This window comes from Paenibacillus sp. 01T422 (genome assembly GCF_056398785.1).
The window spans coordinates 1-21,271 of sequence record NZ_JBFTQB010000007.1 but is presented as its reverse complement, the minus strand read 5'-3'; the positions used below and the strand labels follow the sequence as shown (position 1 = coordinate 21,271).

Below are 21,271 nucleotides of genomic sequence, written 5' to 3'. Positions count from 1 at the left end.
GTACAGTTCATAGAGAACGTTTCTTAACATTCTACTATTCTAACTATACCATAATTGCGGAGATAGAGAGAAAAACTACGCCTATTCCTGTAGTTTCTCTAGTATTAAATCAAGCTCCGGATCTGATTCCGGGAATGCCAGATTCATGCTCTCTAGTGCTTCTACGGCGATTTGCAGCACAGCCCAATCTCGATACCAGCGGTGATTAGCTGGCACAATGTACCATGGTGCCGATTCAGAGCTGCAATGCTTAAATACCGCTTCATAGGCTTCTTCATATTCGGCCCATGACTCACGTTCTATCAAATCGTTCTTATCGAATTTCCAGTGTTTTGTGGGGTCTGTCAGCCGATTCCGTAGTCTAGCAAGTTGGAAATCCTTCGAGATGTGGAGAAAAATCTTCACGATTTTCACGCCGCCGCTCTCTAACAATTTCTCAAAGCGGTTGATATGCTTGAATCTGCTTTTCACTTCTGACTCGCTAATCCAATTATGGACTCTCGTGATAAGCACATCTTCGTAGTACGATCGAATGAAGGCTCCGATCATCCCTTTGGCAGGTGCAATCTGATGAGCGCGCCATAAGAAGTCATGCGCTGTTTCCTCTTCCGTAGGCGCACGGAAACTGTTGACCTTAAACCCCTGCGGATGCAAGCCACCAAGAGCATGCTTAACTAAGCCGTCTTTGCCACTGCAATCCATCCCCTGGATCACAAAGAGAACGGATTGCTGCTTCCCGGCGTACAACTTATTCTGCAAAGCTTCCAGTCGCTCTTTCAAGCGCTCCATCTCAGCTCCTACTTCTTCCCGTTCATGTTTGGCCCCTGTATCATTAGGGTCGATATTCGCTAAACGAATTTTTTTTCCATATTCTAATTTAAAATGCTGATTTGGCATAGGGCGGCCTCCTCTAAGGATTGGGTGTAAGTACTGCCTTCAGTTTCAGTATTGCCCGCTTCTGAATGCGGGAAACACTCATCTGTGAGATCCCCAGCTGATCTGCAATTTGTCGCTGTGAGTGCCCCTCCTGATAGATGAGATTAATGACTTTCTTCTCCTCCTCTTTCAAGCAGGTCATCGCCTCTTCCAAATCCATTCGTCTTTCTAGGGTCTGATACTCGTCGGTTGAACCGGCAATCATATCGCCAATCGTCGCACTATCCCCTTCACTGTTAAGCGGCGTATCCAGCGACGTGTAATGATAGTAGTCGCGACCAGCCAGAATTTCAATGGTCTCTTCCGTGCTCAGCTCCAAATAAGCCGCCATTTCATCGATATTCGGCGAGCGCTCGAGCTTCACTGTTAATTCATCCAAGGCTCTCTGGACGAGAGCTCCTTTTTCCTTAATTCGTCGTGGAACCTGTATGTACCATGACTTGTCACGCAAATAGTTCTTCAAGTGACCGATCAAGCTTTTCATCGCATAAGCTTCAAAAGGAGTATCCAGTGTACTATCGTACTGAGTGAATAACCGCAGTAAAGACATCTGTCCTACTTGATACAGATCTTCATATAAATCAGGACGGCTCCGAGACATCTTGCCGACTGCCATACGAACGATAGGTTCATAGTGCAGCAGCAGTGCCGTAGCCGTCTCTTGGCAAGCCGTCTCTTTATAAATTTTCATTTTCAAATACATGTCATATAGAGGCTTGGAGGATGATGCATTCACATTCATACCATTTCCTCTTTTCTATTCATCTGCCCTGTTAGCTGCTTCTTCAAAACAACCTGCGTGCCTCTACCACTGTCCGTTAGCACCTGCACATCATCCATTAAAGCCWGCATGAGGAACATTCCTAACCCCCCTACTGCCGCTTCACTAATGGATTTATGATGCAGTGCGACCGTATCGGATTCCGCTTGCACGTAATGAAAGCTGTTCCCTTCATCCTTGACGCTAATTTGTAAAAATCCATCCTGCTGCTCGTACTGAATCTCAATGGTTCCTGGCTGTCCTTGCTCATAAGCATGCAGAATTGCATTATTGCAAGCTTCTGCTACAGCTACCTTCATGTCTTCAATATCTTCAAATGAGAAGCCCGCTTTAGAGGCCACACCGTATAAGGTAAGTCTAACAATATCCAAATATTCCGCCTGTGCCGGGATCGTAAGGCCGATGTATGGGTTCATATAATTTCTTCTTTCCTTTCTGCTCTGCCTTGATTATGAATTTGCAATTCGCCGTCCACGAAATAGCGGGCAACACCCGTGATTTCAAATAAACGCTGAATTCTGGCGGGAATATGCTGAATCCGGAAGGATGCGCCCATCGCAGCTCTTACTTTGAGCACCGAGACAATTAAGCCTATCCCTGTGCTGTCAATATAGCGCAATTCTTTTAAATCTAACGTTAAGTGCTGATCGCCCTGGGTAACAACGGAATCTAGAACTGCCGCAAGCTCAGACGCTGCTGACAGATCAAGCTCCCCGCTTAAGTATATAATATTTTCTTCCCCATTCGATTGCTTATAAACCGTAAATTTACGTATGTTCACAAAGATAGCTCCCTTCTATTTCATGCTGCCCATTTGATGTGTTTTTTTCGATTTAAACTTCTTCCACATCTCCATCGAGACTGCTGCTCCCTGCAAAATGGTTTGCAATCTGCGGCTTAATGACGGCGTATCTTTCGGCAACCGTGTTTGTTTCACCGCGTCGATGAAGCCTGTAGCTGATTGTTTCATGGAAGACGTAAGTTCGTGGACGACTTGACCGACGTCGTTCACTGAGCTGAACAGGTGGTTCAGCTTGGCCAGCTTCGCACGAACATCTATAGCCATCTCATTGGTATTGAGAATAACGTCCTGTACTTCAGAAGAAATCTGTGTAACCTCGTCCTTCATTTGGCCCATCGTCAAAGTGATTTGATCCAGGGATAGCTTCAGTGATTTCAAGGTTTGAATTAAATAGAAGACAAGGAATACGAAAGCTATGGCAGCAAGGACTGCGCTAAGTTCAACTAACATGTCAATCACCCCTGTTCGCTTGATTAGTTTGCTTGATTACTTATCGTTACCCGCATTGCTGAGAAATGAAACAGCTCTCCACCAATTTCCAGATATTTCTACGTTGTGTTTCAAAAGAGAAGCTCGCGGGTAAGACAAGATAGGAACGATGAAACAATCCTATAAATTGAATGGAGGAATTTCACATGGTAAAAACAGCACTGAAAGAAAATACCATTACAGAAACGTTGGACAAGCAGGTAGCGAACTTCTCAATTCTATATATGAAACTGCATAATTATCACTGGTATGTAAAAGGTGAGAACTTCTTCACCCTGCATCTGAAATTCGAAGAATTGTACGTAGAGGCTGCGCTGCATCTGGACGTCATCGCGGAGCGAATGCTTTCGCTGCGCGCCGTGCCAACTGCTACCCTGCAGGAGCATCTGGAGCTTGCTTCTATCAAGGAAGCAAGCAAGGAGGCTGCCGCAGCGGAGATGGTGAAACAGCTGGCAAGCGACTTCACCCTGATCTGCTCGGAGCTGACCGAGGGCATCGCGCTTGCCGAAGAGAGCAAGGATCAGCCGACGGCTGACATGCTGATCAAGATTCGCGCTTCACTTGAGAAGCACAGCTGGATGCTGGAATCTTTCCTTGGCCGCTAAGGGCTAAGGCCTGATCTTGACCCGGCCTAGCCCTTGCCCAGACCGGGCTGGTCCACGGAGAACTACAGGTCCTTATTTTAGCTAAATTGGCCACTTTCAGGGTCCAGACGGAACTACAGGGCTCTATTTCCCCCAATAAGCTCACATCAGAGCTTATTGGGTTCAAATAGAGGATCGTAGTTCCCACTCCCTGATCGAATCGCCGATTCTCCAGAACATAGCGTACCCTAGTTCCCACAAACACAAAGGGGCTATCTCCATAAGGTCATGCCTGACCTTTTGAGATAGCCCCTTTGTTTTATACATATTTGACGAGCGTGATTTCCGTCCCTTGCTCGGTGTTCACCGTTACCTCATCCATCAGCGCTTGCATGAGATAAATGCCAAGGCCTCCAGACTGCAGCTCGCTGACGGTCTGACCAACCGGCGATTCCGCCGACTGCTCTTGTTGACTTTGATAATCAAAGCCAGGGCCGTCATCTTTCACTTTCACAATCAGCCTGTCTTCACCCAGCTCATAGCTAATAGAGATTTGCCCCAGAATGGCCGACGTCTCCCCATGAAGCACCGCGTTGTTGCAGGCTTCCGAAACCGCTACTTTCATATCCTCGATGTCCTCATAGGAGAACCCCAGCTTAGTGGCAACCCCGTAAAGACTAAGTCTGACAATGTCCAGGTACTCCGCTGCTGCGGGTATGTGCAGACGAACGACGTTCATGCGGTTCCTTCGATCCCTTCATTAAGAAATCCGGAGATACCTGTAAGGTCAAAAAGCCTTTTGATACCAGATGGAATATGGCGCACTGCGAACGGCGCTTTCAGCTCATCGCGTATTTTCAAAGCAGAGACCACAATACCGATCCCCGTGCTATCGATATATGTTAACTCACCTACGTCTAGAATTAACGCTTTATCGGTCCTATGAACAACCGCTTCGAGCGCATGACGGAAYGTTAAAGCTGCTGCCAAATCGAGTTCACCACGGATATGAAGCTGTATAGATTTCTCCAATTCTTCTTGATCAACTTGGAACTTTTCTACAGACATGAGCCACACTCCTTCTATGTGATTTGCTCTTTCAAGTGTAACAAGTGCCTAACCTTTACACAAGCTTCACGACCAAAAGCCTGATCTACCGGTCATTCACGACACGCAACTAAGCCAGCCATTCTGGCCAGCTTCCTCTTACAATACGCCACTCTTCTCCGCCACAAAAGGATGGGCATATTGACCGCAAATGATTGCCCCCTGCTCCACCATAACCTGTTTGTCCAAAATAACCCGGTCCAAATAGGCGCCTGCCTGAATCATGCAATCCTGCATAATCACACTATTTTTGACGTGTGCCCCTGGATGAACGGCTACCCCTGGGAACAAGATGCTGTTCTCCACATAACCTTCTATTCGGCAGCCAGGTGCGACGAACGCGTTGCGAATCAAGGCTTGCTGATGGCAAGAGATCGCAGCCTCGTCCTCTTTTCGCGTATACACAGACTCTTGATGCTTCATGAACTGCCTCCATCCATGCGGCTGCAGAAGCTGCATACTGTGCGCGTAGTAGCTGTCGACGGAGTCCATAATCGCCATGTAGCCATGGTTGGCATAACCCTGTACATGAAGCTGGCTCAGGTGTTCCCAGACAACCTGTTTCAGATCCATGTCTCTTCTTCCAGGCTTCATGCTCATCTCAATGAGATCAATCAGCAGCTTTCGCTCCAGTACCATCGTATCCAGATCAATGTTTTGCGGGGCTAGACTCGGCAGCGCATGGTAGGTAGGAACAACACTAACAACGCGGCCTTGATCATTCATCTCTAGGCTATAGGCATGTCCAATATGCGCATGACGGTCCATCTCCGTCAAATGCTTGAAGAGCGCGGTAATCTCCGCTCCGCTGCTGAGATGGTAATCGATCATTTGATCATAATGAGAATGATAAATAATACGGCTGGAGGCGAGCAAAACGTATTTCTCGGCTCTTGATTTCAAGTAGGCCAGATGGTTGTCCAATTGAAGCTGGTCGCCTTGCCCAGCAGCTAGCGTGTGCAGCGCCTCCAACCCATAATGCTGCCCGTTTCCGATATGCTGGAGCAGCGACTCCGCCTTCGGAGTCGCCAGCACCACAACCTCTTGAATACCTGCATTGCTCATATTGGAAAGTGCAAAATCCGCTAACCGGTACTTGCCGGCAAAAGGCACCGCCCCCACACACCGGTCACGGGTAAGCGTGGACAAATTGTTTTGTTCATCCATGAGATTAATCAAACCAAGAACATTCTCCATACGGCATTCCTCCTCTGAATTCGGCTTAGTCAGAAAACGAGAGCTTAAACGAAATTCAGCCGCGTACCAGTTAATGTAGCAGGTATGGAGGCTGGATAGTGACGTCCTACCACGGTTTTCTCACTAACAACCGTAACGCCTGGATTCCCCGGTTTGCCTACGATAGCGCCATCTTTAATAATTGAACCTTCCCCGACAATGGCATTAAGGATAAGGGCATGCTTCCCGATCTGAACCCCGGGCATGATGACGCTGTTTAGCACCCGGCTATGCTCGCCAACCGTCACACCATCGAATAGAACCGAGTGGCTGACATTCCCGTAAATCGAGACACCGTCTCCGATTTCAGCATTATTGACCCGTGCGTCAAGCGCCACTTGGCTTTCGGGATAACTCCGCTTTGCCGTCAGCACAGGCCAAGCTTCCTGATCCACTCGCAGCCTCGGATAATAACCAAGTAAATCCATGTGAGATTCCCACAGGCTTTCTATCGTACCAACATCCTTCCAGTAGCCTTCGAATKGATAGGCCGATACATGCGCCCCAGCAGCCAGCAGCCCGGGAATAATATCATGGCCGAAATCATGGCTCGACACCGGATTATCCGCATCCTGCTCCAGACAGGACTTCAGGAACTCCCAGTTAAATACGTAAATCCCCATGGAGGCCAAGTTACTGGCTGGCTTGAACGGCTTCTCGGCAAAAGCAGTAATTCGATGTTGTTCATCTGCGCTAACAATCCCAAACCGGCTCGTTTCCTCCCATTTCACAGGCATTACTGAAATCGTGGCATCCGCGCCGGTTGCCTGATGATGTTCCAGCATCGTCCGATAATCCATGTGATAGATATGATCGCCTGAGAGGATCAGTACATATCTTGGGTTATGCTCCTCCAAATAAGCCAAGTTTTGATAAATGGCATCTGCGGTTCCCTGATATTCATTAGGTGCCCCGACCTGCCGTTCCAGAATTGAGATACCGCTGTCAGCACCTTCCACTTGCCAAGCGTCCCCGCTTCCGATATGCGCATGCAGAACAGCAGGCTTATATTGTGTCAGCACACCAACCGTACCGATCCCTGAATTACGGCAATTGCTTAAGGCAAAATCAATCATTCGGTATTTCGCTCCAAAATGAACCGCCGGCTTCGCCATGTACTTCGTTAACGGACGAAGCCTGCTGCCTTCACCGCCAGCCAACAGCATTGCCACACATTCCTGCTTTTTCATCATCATCTCATCCTTCCATTTGGCTTTTTTTGAAAATGACAGCCGCTAGCGGCGGTATGGTTACCGTAATACTGTAAGGTTGGTTCTGACACGACCACTCTTCCGCAGTTCGTGCAGACTCGTTGATCACTCCCGATCCGCCGAATTCCGAGCAATCACTGTTAAATACTTCTCGGTATTGCGCAGGCTCCTTAACTCCGATGCGATAACCTTCGTGTGTTTCAGGCCTGAAGTTGCAGACCATGATGAGCGCTTCTTCCTCCTCCCCTTTCCGGCCGAACAGTACCAACCCATCAGCCGTATCCTCAAAATCAATTCCCTCAAACCCATCCGGCGCATAATCCCGCTCCCATAGAGCCTTCTCCGATATGTAAAAATGATTCAATGTTTTCACAAAATGTTGAAACTGTTCATGTTCACAGTCCTGCAGAACGTCCCACGTTAGGGCCGCTTCCGAGTCCCAATCCTGCTCCTGGCCGAATTCGCTGCCCATGAATAGGAGCTTTTTGCCCGGATGCCCGATCAGATAGGCGTACAGCACACGAAGATTGGCAAATCGCTGCCAACTGTCGATTCCCGACATTTTACCAAGCAACGATTTATCAGGATTAACCATCTCGTCATGCGCATAGGGGAGAATGTAGTTCTCATCCCAAGCCTGCTGCAGCGATTTCGTCAACTGCGGCTCCAGTCCGCTGCGCTCCTCTTGATTCTTCTTCATATAGTCGAGTGTGTTCCACGTAAAACTTAAATTCCACTTGTAATTAAAACCTAATCCTCCCTGTTCAACCGGCTTCGTTACACCAGGGAATGAACTGGAATCCTCCGCCATCATCAAGGCGTTCGGGTATCTGGCGAATACGACGGCATTCAGCTTTTGGAGAAAAGCTATGCCTTCCAAATTCTCCTCGCCACCCTCGCTATTCGTGATGCGATCTTTCTCCGATCTGTCGAAATTCAGCGTCAACATGCTGTACACCGCATCGACACGCAAGCCGTCAATATGATAAACATCCATCCAGAACAAAGCATTGGAGATTAAAAAGCTATGCACTTCAGGCTTCCCATAATCGAAAATATGAGTCCCCCACGTCGGCTGCTCGCCTTTGCGGCTGTCCGCATATTCATAAAGCGATTTTCCGTCGAATCGGGATAATCCGTGAGCGTCTTTGCAGAAATGAGCCGGCACCCAATCCATAATGACGCCGATCCCCCTCTGATGACAGCGGTCAACGAGATACATGAACTCCTGCGGTGTGCCAAAACGGCTGGTCACCGAGTAATAGCCCGTTATCTGATAACCCCAGGATTTGTCCAGCGGATGCTCCATAAGCGGCATAAGCTCAATGTGGGTAAAGCCATGTTCCACGACATAGTCAACTAACTCGTTGGCCAATTCTCCGTAACTGTAGAAGCCGCCGTCCTCCTTGCGTTTCCAGCTGCCTAGATGCACTTCATAAATCAGGAGCGGCTGCTGCAAGAATTGGTGTGAAGTCTTCCCTGCAAGCCAATCCTCATCCTGCCAAGCATAACCTTCCAAGGAAGTCACAATGGAAGCGGTTCCCGGTCTAAGTTCCGAAGAAAACGCGTAGGGGTCTGACTTCAAATAGCAATCATTGTCTGAGGTAATGATTTCGTATTTGTATAAGGTACCTTCCTTCAATTCGGGGATAAAAAGCGTCCACACACCGTCTGCCATCGCCATCGCGTGATTCTGGCCATCCCAACCGTTGAAGCTGCCAGATACGTTCACTTGCTTCGCATTAGGTGCCCATACAGCAAAATGGACACCCCTCACAGAATCTCTTTCCTCCACGTGAGAGCCCAGAAACCGGTAACTCTGATACTGCGTACCCTCATGTAACAGATATAAAGCGTCCGAACTTGGTGACGATGTCGTCGTTGTCATCCACTTTCCTCCCCGCCATCGAATAATTTCATACCACTTCTTACCCCCATTAGTGCCTATTGAAACAAAAAAAGCACAAGTTGCCCATTTATTGGGGCGAACTCGTGCTTGTATCCATTTTTATAAATAAGTGCCACTTACGAAATGCTAATCATGACCAGGCACATGTCGTCCTGTGGAGCGCCGCTTTTGTCATGCGGATAGATGCGCTCTACTAGCTCCTCTGGGTCGTGAATGCGGCCAGAAGACTGCAAACCTTGCTTTATTTTCGCAATACCATCCTGCTCCTCATCATCCAGCCACTCCGATAGACCGTCTGTGAATAACACAATACGCGCTTCTTGCTCATAATGAATTACACCTTTGGTTACTTCAATCCCTTCAAAAAAACCAATGGCACAGCAGCCCTCCGTCAATAGCTTCACCTCGCCATCCAACATGGCAATGCCCGCCGGATGCCCCGCATTCACATACTCAATCGTCCGTTTCTCTGTATCCAGTACCATGTAAATCGCCGTAAAATAATAATTGATCAAACTGTCCGATTGATGCAGCTGATTCATCCGTCCGTTCAGCTCACGCATTACACCCTCTGGATCGCAAATATGCGTGATGGTATCCTTCAATGCCGAGTAAATATACATACATACTAAGGAAGACGAGATACCGTGCCCCATCATATCCAGCAAAATAACTCCATATCGATTCGGTCCAATCGGATACCACGCGTAGAAGTCCCCCGCCAATTCCGACGATGGCTTATAGACTGCAGAGATTCGGATATCCTCCTCCTCTATGGGGCTGCTGAGCACGCTGCGCTGTACCTGTTTCGCCAAATCCAACTCATATTTAATTCGCTTATCCCGCTCTTTGTGCCAATCCTTCTCATATTTCAAACGTAGCGTCGAACGGATTCGGGCGAGCAGTTCCACCTTATTAATCGGCTTCATCACATAATCAAGCGCCCCTGCGTCCAAAGCCTCAGCGAGCTTATTGGAATCCCCCATCGCCGTCACGAAGATAATCGGAATGTCCCGCAGTCTCTCATTCGCTTGAATCGTGCGGCAGGCCTCTACGCCATCGATTTCCGGCATCATCATATCCATTAAGATCAGATCTACCGGCACCTCCGCCGGACTGGGTGAATGCATATCTAATAACTGATACAGCTCTTTCGCCGAGGACACCATCTGGAGATCCGTGTATCCGGCTTTAAGCAGAATTTTTTCGATAATAAGTAAATTTGTCGCGTTATCGTCCACAATGACAATACCCATCGTCATAACCCCTTTCGGGTAAAAGTTAACTGGAACCCTCACCTAGTTTACCATAATTCAAAAAGAAACAGCTTCTATATGTACTACCCGCCTACGAAAATTTCAATCATCAGCAGTGGGCTGCCAGGCACAAAAATATCCCTACCTGTTTCAAAACAATGGAATAGGGTTACAACCTAGTATAAGGCATGACCCACTATACCCCAATCGAAGGAGAGATGACTTATGAGTGAAACAGTCGAAACGAACAGAAGCGGACTATTGTTAGGCCTAGTAATCGGTGGTGCGATAGGCGCTGTAGCCTCATTGTTATTAGCCCCGAAAAAGGGGGCAGAGTTGCGAGACAATCTCACAACGACTTATCGAAATTTATATGATAAAACAAATCAATTCGCTGCAGCTCTTGGAGAGAAGACAAAGGAAATGGCTGCCAAAGCCGGTGACAAAACCGAAGAGATGGCTGAGAAGATGAGCGATAAAGCGCAGGACTTAGCCGAAATGGCAAGTGATAAAGTGCAGGAGTTTGGTGAAAAGGCAAGTGAGAAAGCAAGAGACATTGGCGAGAAAGCTAGTGAGAGAACACGGGACTTTGCTGAGAAAGCGAGTAATAAGGTGCAGGAGGTTGCCGAGCCTTCGCAGTCGACTAAACCGGAGTACTCGAACAATAGGCACTAATTCGTCAGCCCTCATTTTGAAAGGAGTGGTTTGAAATGGATAAAGGCATGCTGCATCGACAGCTAACCGATCAAGGTTTAGAACGTGTGGAATATACGGAGAAAGCCGTCTATCAATACAATATTTATAGTGAGGCTACAGCAGCCTCCTATCCACTTACATTGACAACACTCACCTCTGAGCATGGAAATACAACCGTGCACTTCCATGAGGCTGGCTTCCCGAACAATAAATTCGTTCCGCTGGAAGTCCGACGGGCCGCACTGGACAAGCTGATCGAATTAGAACGGCTGTGCAACGGTCCCTCCGGTAAAACCTTGGAGGAAGCCAATAACAGCTCCATGGCTCAGGATTTGGACGAGATCAAGAAGCTCGGCAGTGAAATGAAGCATATGAAGACGAACAGTGAGCTGATTGAGAAGAATCTGGTCCCGGACCCGATTCAATAGAAAAAGGTTGGGCAGGAAATTCATCCTGTCCAACCTTTTTGCTTATAGGATGAGGACTCCTTCTCCCGAATGGGAACTGGAGTCCTCTATTTCGTGGAAATCGGCCTATTTCCACTAGCTGGGGAACTACAGGGACTTATTCGCCCGCTGAGCCCCAATTTGCCCCAATAACGGGAGAATAGCGGTCTGTAGTTCCCATCCACTCGCGAGTAAGCTGATTTGGGCGGGAATAGCGGAACGTAGTTCCTTCTACGCGCGTCCGGAAGAGAACGTGCGAAGCCCCGCCCGCGTCACGCCTTCGGCTGCACCATATCCTCCGGCCGTACGTAAGTATCGAACTGCTCCGCCGTCAAGTAGCCGCTGCGCACCGCTGACTCCTTCAACGTCAGCCCTTCCTTGTGGGCTTGCTTCGCAATGCTGGCCGCTTTCTCATACCCGATATACGGGTTGAGCGCCGTAACCAGCATGAGTGACTGCTCGAGATTGCGCTGAATCACCTCGCGATTCGGCTCCATTCCCACGAGGCAGTTGTCGTTGAACGAGCGCATACTATCGGCCAACAGCCGCACGGACTGCAGGAAGTTGTGAATGATCACGGGCTTGAACACGTTCAGCTCGAAATTGCCCTGACTGGCGGCGAAGCCGATGGCCGCATCGTTGCCCATCACCTGGCACACGACCATCGTCATCGCTTCGCTCTGGGTCGGGTTGACCTTGCCCGGCATAATCGAAGAGCCGGGCTCGTTCTCCGGGATCGTGATTTCACCGATCCCGCAGCGGGGACCGCTCGATAGCCACCGTACATCGTTGGCTATCTTCATCAAGTTCGCCGCGAGCGCCTTCAGCGCACCGTGAGCGTACACGATCTGATCATGGCTGGTCAGCGCATGAAACTTGTTCGCGGCCGTGACGAAGCGCGTGCCCGTCTCGCGCGAGAGCTCTTCGGCGACCTTAGCGCCGAACTCCGGATGCGCGTTCAGCCCGGTGCCTACCGCGGTGCCGCCAATGGCCAGCTCGCGCATCGTATCCACGCTGCTGCGCACCATGCGCGCGCTCTGCTCCAGCATCGCCCACCAGCCGCTGATCTCCTGCCCCAGCGTCAGCGGGGTTGCGTCCTGCAGGTGGGTGCGGCCGATTTTGACGATGGAGGCGTAGGCTTCCATCTTGCTGTGCATAGTAGCCTGCAAATGCTCTATCGCAGGCAGAAGCTCTTCCTCCACCGCGAGAACGCCGGCCACGTGCATCGCGGTTGGGAACGTATCGTTCGAGCTCTGCGAACGATTCACGTCATCGTTGGGATGGATGCGCAGCCCATCCCCAAGCAATTCGCTGCCGCGATGCGCAATCACCTCGTTGACGTTCATGTTCGACTGCGTTCCGCTGCCAGTCTGCCAGACAACGAGCGGGAACTCGCCGCTCAAGCGGCCCTGCACGATTTCGTCCGCCGCCTGCGAGATAGCCTTCGCTTTCTCCGGCGTTAACCCACCAAGCTCATAGTTGACAAGGGCTGCCGCTTTTTTCAACAAGGCAAAAGCCCCTATTAACCGTTCCGGCATCCGCTCCGTTCCAATTTTGAAATTCTCAAAACTGCGCTGCGTCTGAGCCCCCCACAACTTATCCACAGGTACTTTGATTTCCCCCATTGTATCTCGTTCAATCCGGAATTGCTGCTCCATCCAAACTTCCTCCTTTGTAGGCGCTGACCGCCAATACCTTCTGTTAACCAGCCAATGGCTAGCGTCAAACACATGAAGCATAGTTTACCCAGATGATGGAACGCTATGAGCCATAAACTGGTTTTCTCCCCTGCAATCGAGCTATAATCAAGGATAAATAACAACAACATGTGCCCTGGACAGGGGTATGCAAAGGAGCTCTCACGCATGGAATCCAGACTTGATATCATCGTCCGCTCGACGGAAATCGATGTGAATGGCCACGTCAACAATGCCAAATATTTGGAGTATCTGGAATGGGGCCGTGAAGAATGGTACGAGCTTTCCCAGCTGTCCTACGAGACTTTTGGCTCGATGGGCATTCAAACCGTAACGGTGAACATTAACATTAATTACAAAAAAGAATGCAAGCAAGGCGAACACCTCACCATTACCTGCCGCCCGGATACAATGGGACGCTCCAGCTATGTGCTGAAGCAAGAAATTTATAACGAGCATGGTGAGCTATGCGCAGATGCTCTGGTAACCAGCGTTACAATGGATAGCTCGACACGCAAAAGCGTGGAAGCGCCCCAAGCGCTGCGGAAACATTTTAGCTGAAAAGGAATGCTTTAATGGCTCTTTGTGGATAACTTTTCCCCGAGCGGTGTCGGCATGCCGTCCATGCTGATCATGTTTTTCTCCTGCCAGTACGCCAGCAGACCATCCTCGCCTTTGGTCACAGCCCATTTCTGCAGGGTATTGCGCTCTCCCTCGTAATTGTAGAAGGGAACGCTATAGCCACATGAGGTCTTGACCTCATGGACTTTTACGGTGATAATTTGCCTGGCTCCCGGCAGCATAGTGAACATGGGGGCTAACGCCTCCCACTCCGGTGTTTCCGGCAGAATGACGCGCCCTTGCCCATATAAGCGCAAAATCATCGGCGGCCCTTCGAATGCCGTGAACATCACGGTAATCCGACCGTTCTCTTCGAGATGCGCGCTCGTTTCGTTCCCGCTCCCCGTTAAATCCAAATAGGCCACTTCATTCGCATTGATAATGCGCAGAACGTCATGGCCTTTCGGTGATAAATTCACATGCCCTTCCCCCGACAGTGGGGCCGATCCCACGAAAAAGAGGTGCTGCTTTGCAATAAACGCCTCATGCTCCGGTAGTATGGACTCGAATGATTTTCCCATTGCGTTTCGCCACCTTCCCATTTTCTTCTATTATGCTCCTCCCTACTCTATTTGTGAAATACATTTCTTAGACATGCTTCATAGTTATTACCTATGGCACCCCGTCAGGCATTTTTCAAAAAACTTGGAAATTATTTGTATAATTCAGGAAACTTGGAGACATACTTAGTTGGTTGAAAAATGAGGAGGTGAGTGTTCATGTCAACGAACAATCAAAACGATGTGGTAAGTCAAGCTATCAATGCGGCTCAGGCCAATGCGGAGGATAGCGAAGCACAACAACAGCTGGAGGAGCTAAGCTCGCAACTGCAAAGCTCAACGGCTAATACCAATGAGGATACATCCTCTGAAGAGTAGTACACCGCTATTTTTACATGTGTACAGTTTGCCCCTAGGGACAAACAAAAAGAGCTTTCCCGACTGGTCAATCTGGACCTTGGGAGAGCTCTTTTTATATATAGCAGGACTGGCCTCTAAGCCTGCAACTCCATGAACCAAACGCCCATCCGCGGAATAAATTGTAGCAAAAACGTTAGGGATGGATGTTAAGCATGGACGGATTAGATCACCCCGTAAGTATACAAACGTATCGGCTGCTTCGAGACAAATTAAAGCTGCTTTACCCCGCCGTTATTCATCACACGCCTTACACGGCAGAACGCGCCATGAACATTGCGATTATTAATGCCGTTAACAAGCAGCTTCGTGATCAAGGCTATCCCAAAAATCCGATGACAGACGTTACTGCCTATTATGAACTGAAAAATAATCAGCGGGGCGTGCTCAGCCTAACCTTATGGAATTATGCGTTTTCCGGTGGCGCGCATGGTCTCACGATTCAGAACGCTTTAACGTTCAATACAGAAACCGGCAAGGCTTATGCGCTCAAAGATTTATTTAAGCCAGGTAGCGATTATGTCGCCAAGCTAAGCGAGATGATTAAAGCAGAAATCAAATTGCGGGATATTCCGCTGCTGGTTGATTTTAAAGAGATTCGACCGGATCAGGATTTCTATATCGCAGATAAATCACTTGTCATCTATTTTCAAGTCTACGAGCTTGCCGCCTATGTGTACGGTTTTCTTTATTTCCCTATTTCTGTGTATGCCATTCAAGACATCATTGCCGAAGATGGTCCGCTGGGGAAAATGTTTAGTTAAACGCAGACGATAATTTGTCGGCTAAACTTCCCCTTGTTGACTGCGCAGCGCTCGGCAATGTGAAAGCCCGCCTGCTCGATTAGCGGATCAATCTGCTCCGTCGTAATAATGACTGCACGCCCCGCCAAGCGGCGTGCTGACTGCAGCATTTGCAGTTGCTCGTCTTCGGGCAGCTTCGAGCATAGGTTGTACGGCATGTCGAGGATCAGCGCGTCATAGCGGCTCTGCGCGCTGCCAGCGGGGGCTGGGGCTGGAGCAGCGAAGACGACGGCGGCAAGGATAGCAGTAGCTGGAGGAGCTGCTGCTGGGGCAGGGAAGGCCGCTGGCAGGTCCAGCGACCGCATGTCTGCGAGCGTGACCACGTTCGGCATGCCGAAGTGGGCCAGATTCACCCGCGCGCCGCGCACCGCCAGCGGGTTCATGTCGTTGCCGACGATGTCGATGCCCATCGACATCGCTTCCACCAGCACCGTGCCGATGCCGCAGCACGGGTCAATGACCCGCGTGCCCGCTGTGACGGGCACGGCGATGTTCACCACCGCCCGCGCTACGCGCGTACTCAGGGCGGTGGAGTAGTTCTGCGGCTTCTGTTGATGCAGAAGCCAAACGGCTTCGCCGTAGGAGCAGTCGCCGAACAACCAGCGGTCTCCCAGCTGCGTTACGGCGAACCACTGCTCCGGCTTCCGCATCTCGGCTTTGCCGCGGAGATGCTGGCCTAGTTCGCGTGCGATGTCCCGCCGCCGGTCAGAGCTGACCGGCGTGTCCGTCTCCGCGAACACGACCTTGAACGTTGACCCGCGTACGGTCAACGTCTGGACCAGCGAGGCCAGCTCCGGCAGGCTGCCGGCCTCGCACACAACATCCAGCCGCAGCTTCAGGAACGGGCTGCGGCTCGGTTCCACCCTGCGCGGGCTGACGGCGTAGCCCGCACCGAGCACAGTTCCTGCGCCCAGTAAGGTGCGCAGCTCTAACTGGCATAACGCCTGCTCGTCTTCATGGCAGGCGTAAGTATATATATATTCCATAGTAGGTATCCCTCATTTAAGTGTGACTCTATGTTAGGCAGTGACGTCTTTGCTTTCGCTTAGGAATTGCTGCGTGACCTGCTTCATGAAGGTTTTGGTCGTCTGGCACAGGAACATGTCCTTGCGATATACGATGCCAACGTCCTTTTCCGGCATAGGATTCATAATTGGAATGCAGCGAATTTCGCTGCTCTTAATACTTTCCACATAGGAGCCGGGCAACACCGCACCGCACACATTATTCCTAGCCATTTGCAGCAAAGATTCCAACGTGGACAGCTCCAGCACCGGCTTACATAACAAATCTGCTTGCTCACAGCAAACCTCTATCATGTGACGGACATAAAATTTCTTGGGCAGCATAGCTACTGGCAGCTGTACAAGATCCTCTAACCGGATCGCCTCGGCGTCAGACAGTGTGTGATCTTTCGAGACGACTAGCAGCAGTTGTTCCTTATACAAGGGGATCCGAACGAGCTGCTCATTCTCTTCCGGCAAAAAAACGACACCTAAATCCAGCTGATTGTTCAGCAGCCCTTCTATCGTCTCTTCGGTTGCCAGTTCAGTTACTGCCAGCTCTATTTTCGGATAATCGGCATGAAAAGCCATAATCGAAGCCGTCAGCAGATGATTGCCTGAGCAGCCAATTCGCAGCCGTCCCCGCTGCATGCCTTGAATCTCATTGAAAGCAGCCTGCGCTTGCTCCAGCTCATGAAAAATATTCCGGCTGTGCTTAAGCAGAATCTCTCCCGCCTCTGTCACATAAACCTTTTTGCCGATACGCTGAAAAAGAGGTGAACCAACTCGCTGCTCCAAGGTGCGAATTTGCTGGCTTAACGTCGGCTGGCTGATCCCCAGCTTCTCGGCTGCTTTCGTGAAATGCAGTTCTTCGCAAACGGCCAAAAAGTAGGCCAATAACCGATAATCCATCCTCTTAGCCCCCGTTCATAGCGATTAACTATGATCGTAATTGAAATTTCACAATTGATCAATGATTGTTATTTTTCTATAGTATAGAATAACGGTTAAGATCGTAAACGAAAGGTGGTTACTTGCCATGTATGGACAAATTCGATTTGAACGCRATCCGCACCTCAAAACTAAACCAGGCATTCAGGATGACTTAGGATTCGGGCGTATCTTTACAGACCATATGTTTGTACTGGATTACGAAGAAGGACAAGGTTGGCACGATCCGCGGATCATTCCTTACGCACCGCTGTCATATGACCCTGCCGCGATGATTTTTCATTATGGGCAAGCTGTTTTTGAAGGGTTAAAAGTGTTTCGGACCGAAAACGGTGAAATCCAAATTTTCCGTCCCGACCAAAATGCCAAACGACTCAACCGTTCCAGTGAACGGCTTAATATGCCTCCGATCGATGAAGCATTCATCGTGAACGCCATTCAGGAGCTCGTACGTGTCGATGCTGACTGGGTACCAAGCAAACAAGGTGCGTCTCTCTATATTCGTCCTTTCGTGATTGCTACCGAAGCTGGCCTAGGTGTGCGCCCTTCTTCGCGCTACTCCTTCGTTGTCATCATGTCGCCGGTTGGCGCTTACTATGAGGAAGGGCTTCAACCCGTCAAAATCCTCGTAGAAAGCCACTACGCCAGAGCGGTTCAAGGCGGTACTGGTGGAGCCAAAGCTGCTGGGAACTACGCAGCTAGCTTGAAGGCGCAAGTGCTCGCTAAGGAGCATGATTGCGCGCAGGTGTTATGGCTGGACGCTATCGACAAGAAAAGCTTAGAGGAAGTCGGCAGCATGAACGTCTTTTTCAAAATTGGCGGGGAAGTTGTGACGCCAAGCCTCAGCGGCTCGATCTTGGAGGGCATCACCCGCAAAAGCATCATCCACTTGCTGAACGATTGGGGCATCCCTGTCACGGAGCGGAGAATCTCCATTGACGAAATCGTGCAAGCGTATGAAAACGGCACGCTGGAAGAGGCTTTCGGCACTGGCACAGCTGCCGTTGTCTCGCCTATTGGCAGCCTGCTGTGGCAGGGCACTCCAATGGTCATTAACAATGGCGAGATCGGTGAGCTCGTCCACAAGCTTTATGACACGATTACTGGCATCCAGTACGGCCGTATCGCGGATAAGCATGATTGGATGGTAACTTGCTAAACCTACCGGATATATTTAAGAGCCTTTCATTCCACTCAGGTGGCTTGAAAGGTTTTTTTTATTCCCGTTAAGATTTCACTTAAAAGGAGCTGTAGTCCCTTATTCGGAGGAAAACGAGTTGTTTCCTCTGTGTGCGGAACTACAGGGTCTTAATCACCCTCCGAGGCGCGTTTTCCAGATGATTTCGGTAAAATAGCGGAACACAGTTCCCTTCGCAGGTGGAAAACATGGTTTTTCGGCAGAATAACGGCCTGTAGTTCCCTGAGAGGAGAAAAACCTCCGCAAGACCGCAGCCTTCAGTGGAGGTTTCAAGTCCTTAGCTCTGACGGATCGAACTCCGTCAGGGCTTGGTGCTAGCTACTTTCCCATCCTGCACCCATCCCATCACACCAATCACCATACAGCCAACTTCCACCTCACCAGCCAATAACAAATTTCATAAACCTAGCGAGAATTCCGCTAAGATTTCACTTAAAGGGAACTGGAGTCCCCTATTCGGAGGAGAACTTACTATTTCCTTTGTGTGCGGAACTACAGGGTCTTAATCACCCTCCGAGGCGCGTTTTCCAGATGTTTTCGGTGAAATAGCGGAACACAGTTCCCTTCGCAGGTGGAAATCATGGTTTTTCGGCAAAATAACGGCCTACAGTTCCCTGAGAGGAGAAAAACCTCCGCAAGACCGCAGTCTTCAGTGGAGGTTTCATGTCCTTAGCCCTGACGGATGGTAGTCCGTCAGGGCTTGATGTTAGCTACTTTCCCATCCTGCACCATCCCATCACACCAATCACCATACAGCCAACTTCCACCTCACCAGCCAATAACAAATTTCATAAACCTAGCGAGAATTCCGCTAAGATTTCAATTAAAGGGAACTGTAGTCCCTTATTCGGAGGAGAACGAGTTGTGGGCTATCGAGTGGATCGATTCCGTACAATTACGCCGATTACTCCTGCTATTATCCGCATCTAGGCTGCATTTTCCTGAATAACTGAAATTTCTCCAGCTAATCTAGCCAGTTCTACCAGTTTCCGCCCGATTTCGACGATTTAACAGGAGGTTCTCCCGTTATTTCATTCCCCGGACGGTAGTAGCGCAGATTAACGGTAGATTTTCCTGTTATCGCAACTGCTAGCTGGCATCATAACAGATCACCCAATAGGAACCGGGCTTGCGAATGGCCGATTCCCTACAATTAACGCCGATTACTCCTGCTAATGTCCTCAAATGGCTAGAATGAAATAAGGGTTAAGCTCTCGCTTAACCCTTATTTCCGTCGTTATTTATGATACGGTGCGGCTTGCTACTTTTAAAGGCAAGTTCTCAACTAATCCAAGCGCCCGTGCTGTTGAAGAATCAATTTGCTTGATAAGCTCAGGGTTTTTCAAAAGTGACACGCCAAATGAAGGAATCATTTCTTTGATTTTCGGTTCCCACGCTTTTACTTGTTGCGGGAAGCACTTTTTGATTAGGTCAAGCATAACGGAAACCGCTGTAGATGCCCCCGGAGAAGCCCCTAGCAAAGCAGCGATTGAGCCGTCAGCAGCACTAACAAGCTCCGTACCAAATTGAAGCGTTCCTTTGCCAGCAGCTGTATCTTTGATGACCTGCACGCGCTGACCAGCGACTACTAGATCCCAATCGTCGCTTTTGGCGTTCGGGACAAACTCGCGTAAAGCTTCCATGCGCTGCTCTTTGGATAACATAACTTCCTTGATCAGGTATTTGGTTAAGGACATGTTTTTTGAGCCTGCCGCGAGCATCGTTACAAGATTATCCGTTTTTACAGAAGTAATTAAGTCAAACATGGAGCCAGTTTTGAGAAACTTTGGTGAGAACCCAGCAAACGGCCCAAAGAACAATGATTTTTTCTTTTCGATAAATCGGGTGTCCAGATGCGGAACTGACATTGGAGGAGCACCAACCGGCGCTTTGCCATATACTTTTGCAAAATGCTGGTCTACAATTTCCGGTTTCTGACACACCATGAATATGCCACTTACCGGGAATCCGCCGATCCCTCTTCCTTCAGGAATACCGGATTTCTGCAGTAAATGCAGACTTCCTCCGCCTGCGCCGATGAAGACAAATTTTGCCGTATGGTGATCGACGTTACCACTATCGAGGTCCCGTACTTTCAACTCCCACGAGCCATCGTTCGTACGTTTAATATCATCCACGCTATGCTTAAACTTGATATCGACATTTTTATCCTTTAGGTGAGTAAACAAGTTACGCGTTAATGCACCAAAGTTGACATCAGTGCCTGATTCAATTCTTGTTGCCGCAATAGGTTCATTCAATTCCCGATCTTTCATAATAAGTGGAATCCAATCCGTTAGTTTAGCCGGGTCATCGGAAAATTCCATCCCTTGAAACAATGGATTGCTCGTCAGTGCTTCAAAGCGTTTTTTCAAAAATTCAACATTTTGCGCCCCTTGTACTAGACTCATATGAGGCAATGGTGCGATAAAATCCTGCGGATTACGGATCAGGTTGCTAGTAACTAGATAAGACCAGAATTGTTTGGAAACTTGAAACTCTTCATTCGTTTTGATAGCTTTGCTGATATCTATGGTTCCGTCCGGTTGTTCGACGGTGTAGTTAAGCTCGCATAATGAAGAATGTCCCGTTCCCGCATTATTCCATTCGTTAGAGCTTTCCTCTCC

General features: G+C 49.3%; 24 protein-coding genes. 8 read left to right on the top strand and 16 right to left on the bottom strand.

Features of this window, described 5'->3' with window-relative positions; genetic code table 11:
- Positions 1 to 81 precede the first annotated feature (81 nt).
- The 5 genes from AC1DUA_RS00955 to AC1DUA_RS00935 are packed head-to-tail and all read right to left on the bottom strand — an operon-like array spanning position 82 to position 2,969.
- Entirely contained in the window at positions 82 to 897 is an 816-nt protein-coding gene (locus AC1DUA_RS00955) for a PPK2 family polyphosphate kinase (RefSeq protein ID WP_477497942.1), read from the bottom strand.
- 13 nt (positions 898 to 910) lie between these two features.
- Entirely contained in the window at positions 911 to 1,678 is a 768-nt protein-coding gene (locus AC1DUA_RS00950) for a sigma-70 family RNA polymerase sigma factor (protein ID WP_477497941.1), read from the bottom strand.
- The gene (gene rsbW / locus AC1DUA_RS00945; RefSeq protein ID WP_477497940.1) at positions 1,675 to 2,133 is read right to left on the bottom strand and encodes an anti-sigma B factor RsbW; all 459 of its coding nucleotides are present in this window, start codon (positions 2,131 to 2,133) and stop codon (positions 1,675 to 1,677) included. Before rsbW (AC1DUA_RS00945) ends, AC1DUA_RS00950 begins: the two co-directional genes overlap by 4 nt.
- Positions 2,130 to 2,498, bottom strand: coding sequence for an STAS domain-containing protein (locus AC1DUA_RS00940; RefSeq protein WP_477497939.1), 369 nt, complete (start codon positions 2,496 to 2,498; stop codon positions 2,130 to 2,132). The genes rsbW (AC1DUA_RS00945) and AC1DUA_RS00940 overlap by 4 nt, the downstream gene beginning before the upstream one ends.
- A gap of 15 nt (positions 2,499 to 2,513) precedes the next feature.
- On the bottom strand, positions 2,514 to 2,969 hold the full coding sequence (locus AC1DUA_RS00935; RefSeq protein WP_477497938.1) for a DUF948 domain-containing protein: 456 nt from the start codon (positions 2,967 to 2,969) through the stop codon (positions 2,514 to 2,516).
- Between the two features lie 185 nt (positions 2,970 to 3,154).
- Between AC1DUA_RS00935 and AC1DUA_RS00930 the strand changes: the two genes are divergently transcribed.
- Positions 3,155 to 3,613 (top strand): Dps family protein, encoded by a 459-nt coding sequence (locus tag AC1DUA_RS00930; protein WP_477497937.1) that lies wholly within the window; start codon positions 3,155 to 3,157, stop codon positions 3,611 to 3,613.
- Positions 3,614 to 3,911: 298 nt separating this feature from the next.
- On the opposite strand, the gene rsbW (AC1DUA_RS00925) is transcribed toward AC1DUA_RS00930, so the two are convergent.
- From rsbW (AC1DUA_RS00925) to AC1DUA_RS00900, 6 genes are all read right to left on the bottom strand, one after another.
- Positions 3,912 to 4,331, bottom strand: coding sequence for an anti-sigma B factor RsbW (gene rsbW / locus AC1DUA_RS00925; protein WP_477497936.1), 420 nt, complete (start codon positions 4,329 to 4,331; stop codon positions 3,912 to 3,914).
- Positions 4,328 to 4,660 (bottom strand): STAS domain-containing protein, encoded by a 333-nt coding sequence (locus AC1DUA_RS00920; RefSeq protein WP_145667817.1) that lies wholly within the window; start codon positions 4,658 to 4,660, stop codon positions 4,328 to 4,330. Before AC1DUA_RS00920 ends, rsbW (AC1DUA_RS00925) begins: the two co-directional genes overlap by 4 nt.
- A gap of 138 nt (positions 4,661 to 4,798) precedes the next feature.
- Positions 4,799 to 5,896 (bottom strand): glucose-1-phosphate adenylyltransferase subunit GlgD, encoded by a 1,098-nt coding sequence (gene glgD, locus AC1DUA_RS00915; RefSeq protein ID WP_477497935.1) that lies wholly within the window; start codon positions 5,894 to 5,896, stop codon positions 4,799 to 4,801.
- Between the two features lie 44 nt (positions 5,897 to 5,940).
- On the bottom strand, positions 5,941 to 7,125 hold the full coding sequence (locus tag AC1DUA_RS00910; RefSeq protein WP_477497943.1) for a glucose-1-phosphate adenylyltransferase: 1,185 nt from the start codon (positions 7,123 to 7,125) through the stop codon (positions 5,941 to 5,943).
- A 7-nt stretch (positions 7,126 to 7,132) separates the two neighbouring features.
- Positions 7,133 to 9,034, bottom strand: a complete 1,902-nt coding sequence (gene glgB, locus AC1DUA_RS00905; protein ID WP_477497934.1) for a 1,4-alpha-glucan branching protein GlgB — start codon at positions 9,032 to 9,034, stop codon at positions 7,133 to 7,135.
- Positions 9,035 to 9,171: 137 nt separating this feature from the next.
- Complete coding sequence (locus AC1DUA_RS00900; protein ID WP_477497933.1) at positions 9,172 to 10,311, bottom strand: SpoIIE family protein phosphatase; 1,140 nt, start codon at positions 10,309 to 10,311, stop codon at positions 9,172 to 9,174.
- 225 nt (positions 10,312 to 10,536) lie between these two features.
- On the opposite strand from AC1DUA_RS00900, the gene AC1DUA_RS00895 reads away from it, so the two are divergent.
- Both AC1DUA_RS00895 and AC1DUA_RS00890 read left to right on the top strand, forming a co-directional pair.
- Positions 10,537 to 10,986, top strand: a complete 450-nt coding sequence (locus AC1DUA_RS00895; RefSeq protein WP_477497932.1) for a YtxH domain-containing protein — start codon at positions 10,537 to 10,539, stop codon at positions 10,984 to 10,986.
- A 35-nt stretch (positions 10,987 to 11,021) separates the two neighbouring features.
- On the top strand, positions 11,022 to 11,435 hold the full coding sequence (locus AC1DUA_RS00890; protein WP_477497931.1) for a hypothetical protein: 414 nt from the start codon (positions 11,022 to 11,024) through the stop codon (positions 11,433 to 11,435).
- A 290-nt stretch (positions 11,436 to 11,725) separates the two neighbouring features.
- On the opposite strand, the gene fumC is transcribed toward AC1DUA_RS00890, so the two are convergent.
- Positions 11,726 to 13,111, bottom strand: a complete 1,386-nt coding sequence (gene fumC, locus AC1DUA_RS00885; RefSeq protein ID WP_477497930.1) for a class II fumarate hydratase — start codon at positions 13,109 to 13,111, stop codon at positions 11,726 to 11,728.
- 207 nt (positions 13,112 to 13,318) lie between these two features.
- Here fumC and AC1DUA_RS00880 point away from each other — a divergent pair, with 207 nt between their 5' ends.
- Entirely contained in the window at positions 13,319 to 13,711 is a 393-nt protein-coding gene (locus AC1DUA_RS00880; protein WP_477497929.1) for an acyl-CoA thioesterase, read from the top strand.
- Positions 13,712 to 13,722: 11 nt separating this feature from the next.
- Here the strand turns inward: AC1DUA_RS00880 and AC1DUA_RS00875 are convergent, their stop codons facing one another.
- Positions 13,723 to 14,292: a pyridoxamine 5'-phosphate oxidase family protein gene (locus AC1DUA_RS00875; protein WP_477497928.1), complete on the bottom strand. Its 570-nt coding sequence runs from the start codon at positions 14,290 to 14,292 to the stop codon at positions 13,723 to 13,725.
- A gap of 198 nt (positions 14,293 to 14,490) precedes the next feature.
- On the opposite strand from AC1DUA_RS00875, the gene AC1DUA_RS00870 reads away from it, so the two are divergent.
- Positions 14,491 to 14,649, top strand: a complete 159-nt coding sequence (locus tag AC1DUA_RS00870) for a hypothetical protein (RefSeq protein ID WP_477497927.1) — start codon at positions 14,491 to 14,493, stop codon at positions 14,647 to 14,649.
- Between the two features lie 194 nt (positions 14,650 to 14,843).
- Complete coding sequence (locus tag AC1DUA_RS00865) at positions 14,844 to 15,452, top strand: DUF3298 and DUF4163 domain-containing protein (RefSeq protein ID WP_477497926.1); 609 nt, start codon at positions 14,844 to 14,846, stop codon at positions 15,450 to 15,452.
- Here the strand turns inward: AC1DUA_RS00865 and AC1DUA_RS00860 are convergent.
- Together AC1DUA_RS00860 and AC1DUA_RS00855 are read right to left on the bottom strand one after the other, a co-directional pair.
- Positions 15,449 to 16,477, bottom strand: a complete 1,029-nt coding sequence (locus tag AC1DUA_RS00860; protein WP_477497925.1) for a TRM11 family SAM-dependent methyltransferase — start codon at positions 16,475 to 16,477, stop codon at positions 15,449 to 15,451. The genes AC1DUA_RS00865 and AC1DUA_RS00860 overlap by 4 nt on opposite strands.
- Before the next feature lie 33 nt (positions 16,478 to 16,510).
- Positions 16,511 to 17,407: a LysR family transcriptional regulator gene (locus AC1DUA_RS00855; protein WP_477497924.1), complete on the bottom strand. Its 897-nt coding sequence runs from the start codon at positions 17,405 to 17,407 to the stop codon at positions 16,511 to 16,513.
- 127 nt (positions 17,408 to 17,534) lie between these two features.
- Here AC1DUA_RS00855 and AC1DUA_RS00850 point away from each other — a divergent pair, with 127 nt between their 5' ends.
- Both AC1DUA_RS00850 and AC1DUA_RS00845 read left to right on the top strand, forming a co-directional pair.
- A complete protein-coding gene (locus tag AC1DUA_RS00850; protein WP_477497923.1) occupies positions 17,535 to 18,605 on the top strand; it encodes a branched-chain amino acid aminotransferase in 1,071 nt (356 codons plus the stop codon).
- Positions 18,606 to 19,307: 702 nt separating this feature from the next.
- On the top strand, positions 19,308 to 19,574 hold the full coding sequence (locus tag AC1DUA_RS00845) for a hypothetical protein (protein WP_477497922.1): 267 nt from the start codon (positions 19,308 to 19,310) through the stop codon (positions 19,572 to 19,574).
- Between the two features lie 311 nt (positions 19,575 to 19,885).
- Here the strand turns inward: AC1DUA_RS00845 and mqo are convergent.
- Positions 19,886 to 21,271 (bottom strand): malate dehydrogenase (quinone) (gene mqo, locus AC1DUA_RS00840; RefSeq protein ID WP_477497921.1); only part of this gene is annotated, 1,386 nt, incomplete at its 5' end.